Source organism: Pseudomonas sp. PB103 (genome assembly GCF_009764635.1).
Taxonomy (GTDB): Bacteria; Pseudomonadota; Gammaproteobacteria; order Pseudomonadales; family Pseudomonadaceae; genus Aquipseudomonas.
This window is the reverse complement of record NZ_RWIL01000045.1, coordinates 1-2,558: the sequence shown is the minus strand read 5'-3', so window position 1 is coordinate 2,558 and position 2,558 is coordinate 1. Positions and strand designations below refer to the sequence as shown.

Annotated in this window: 2 protein-coding genes; one reads left to right on the top strand and one right to left on the bottom strand. The window is 57.7% G+C overall.

Going from position 1 to position 2,558, the window contains the following annotated elements; genetic code table 11:
* Positions 1 to 50 precede the first annotated feature (50 nt).
* Entirely contained in the window at positions 51 to 1,466 is a 1,416-nt protein-coding gene (locus tag EJA70_RS08330) for a PLP-dependent aminotransferase family protein (RefSeq protein WP_158830451.1), read from the bottom strand.
* 114 nt (positions 1,467 to 1,580) lie between these two features.
* Between EJA70_RS08330 and EJA70_RS08325 the strand changes: the two genes are divergently transcribed.
* The gene (locus tag EJA70_RS08325) at positions 1,581 to 2,495 is read left to right on the top strand and encodes a DMT family transporter (protein WP_178116841.1); all 915 of its coding nucleotides are present in this window, start codon (positions 1,581 to 1,583) and stop codon (positions 2,493 to 2,495) included.
* The last annotated feature ends 63 nt before the right edge of the window (positions 2,496 to 2,558 follow it).

Below are 2,558 nucleotides of genomic sequence, written 5' to 3'. Positions count from 1 at the left end.
GATCTTGTCTTTTAAAAACAGAATCAAAAGATCGCAGCCTGCGGCAGCTCCTACAGGGGATTGTGTTGTGTCAGGGCATTTGCCAGAGCCTCAAACCCGCTAAGCAACAACCGATCATCCCCCACCGCATTACACACACTCACCCGGATAAACTGCGGCACCGCCGCATGCCCCACCGCGAACGCCTCAGCGGTCGCCACCAGATAATTGTTCTCCTTCAACTCCGCCGCAATCTGCGAGGCGCGCCACAACTCGGGGACTTCCACCCAGAAGTGCGGACTAAAGGCGTGAGTGTTGTAGCTCAAGCCCTCCAGCACCGGCGCGACCAGCGCTTTGCGCCGACCAATCTCAATGATCTGCTCATCCAGCAAGTGCTTAGCCATGCCGTTTTCGATCCACAGGCTCGCCACTTCCATCGATAAAGGATTCGCCATCCAGCACGTGCTGCGAATGGCTGAACTGATACGGCCGATCAACGCTTGCGGCGCGTGCAGATAACCGACGCGCAACCCCGCTGAAACAGCCTTGCTCAAACTGCCGATCAGTATTGATCGCTCCGGCGCAAAATAACTGAGCGGCAACGGGCGCTGGCGATCCAGCACGGCATGCGCTTCGTCTTCGATGATCAGCAGATTGTGTTGGCGACAGACTTCGGCAATCGCCTCGCGCCGTGGGACGGACATCACCGCCGCCGTAGGATTCTGGATCGTCGGCGTGCAATAAAGCGCCGAAACCCTATGCTGGCGGCAGATATCCTCCAGTGCTGACGGTAAAAGCCCTTCGTCGTCCATCGCTGCGCCGATCAGTTTTATCCCGAGCTGACGAGCGACACTGATCAAACCGGGGTAGGACAAATGCTCGGTGACAACCGTGTCGCCGGCCTTGAGCAAACCCATCAACGCGCTCAACAGACCATGCTGGCCGCCGTTGACGCACAGCACCTGATCGGCGCGGGGTACGAATTCGCCGTGGCTGAGCCAAACGGCCGCCGCCACGCGATGCCGCGCCATACCGGCTTCGGCGGTATACCCGCTGAGTTGCCGCAAGACGCCCGGCTCATTGGCCAGATCCAGCAGGCTTTGCCGCATGAATTCGGTTTCCTGCCCGGGCATCGGCTGATTCCGACTCATGTCCAGGCACGTGGACGGCTCATCGCTGACATTGCGAAAGCCTTTGTCCTGCGGCCGTTCCATCCCCCTCTTACGCACGTAAGTGCCGTCGCCTACACGGGCGACGACCAATCCCACACGTTCCAGCTCACCGTAGGCACGGCTGATCGTGCCGATGGTCACGCCCAAGCTGTCGGCCAACAGTCGATGCGGCGGTAACTTGCCGCCAGCCTCTATCACACCCTCCTCGATGGCCTGCGCCACGCCATCGGCAAGGCGTTTGTACTTCACGCCGATGCCATTGCTGAGGCCGTCGCGGAGGATTGACACCATGGCAATACTTACTTTGACAGTCATTCTCGCCCCGAATAGCGTGCTTAAAACAGGTTCAATCAGAAATAGACCGTTTCACCGATCAGGTCAATTCCACCGCTCGGAGCACCCAACATGTCGACCGCCGTCAGCACACCGATGAACATCAGCAAACCCTGGCTCGCCGGATTAATCACCAGCACCCTGTTTCTGATCGTCTGCCTGAGCTGGGGCACCACTTGGCTTGGGATCAAGATCGCCGTGGAAAGCGTGCCGCCGCTGACGGCCGCCGGGCTGCGCTTTCTTATCGCATTTCCACTGTTTTTGAGTTTCGCGTTGTTGCGCAAAGAACCGTTGCTGTTCCCTCGGCAGAGCCGCTGGTTTTTTGTGTTCGTCACGCTGTCGTATTTCAGCCTGCCGTATTACCTGCTCAACTACGGCGAGATGCACGTCTCGTCGGGCCTGACGGCACTGCTGTTCAGTTGCATGCCGGTGTTTATCCTGCTGTTTTCTGCGCTGTTTCTGCGCGAGAAGATCTACCCGTCGCAAATGCTCGGCATTGCCATTGGTTTTGGCAGTCTGTTCATGATTATTCGCAGTCAGGGTCTGCACCTGGATCAGGCGGAGTGGCTGGGGGTGCTGGCGATTCTCTGCGCCGCAGTGATGCATGCGCTGTGTTACGTGGTGACGAAAAAACACGGGAGTGCGATCAGCGTGATCACCTACAACACACTGCCGATCGGTATCGCCGGTGCGATGTTATTTATTGTCGGACTGAGCTTCGAAACACCGGTGTTCCAGGACATCACCGCACGCTCATGGGGCGCGCTGGTTTACCTCGGGCTAGTGGCCTCGGTTGGCGGCTTTATCGTTTATTTTCTGCTGCTGAAACGCCTGAGCCCGATCATCCTGTCGTTCGTGTTTATCATTTTCCCGGTGTTCGCCGTGATCATCGGCGCCTGGTACGAGGGGCAAACCCTGTCCCGGGAGCTGATGATCTATTCGGCGATCCTGTTGAGCGGGTTTGCCATCACCAAATTGCCCATCGAAAAATGGCGCAAACCTTCCCTGTAGGAGCTGCCGCAGGCTGCGATCTTTTGATCTGGATTGTAAAAAACAAGATCAAAAGATCGCAGC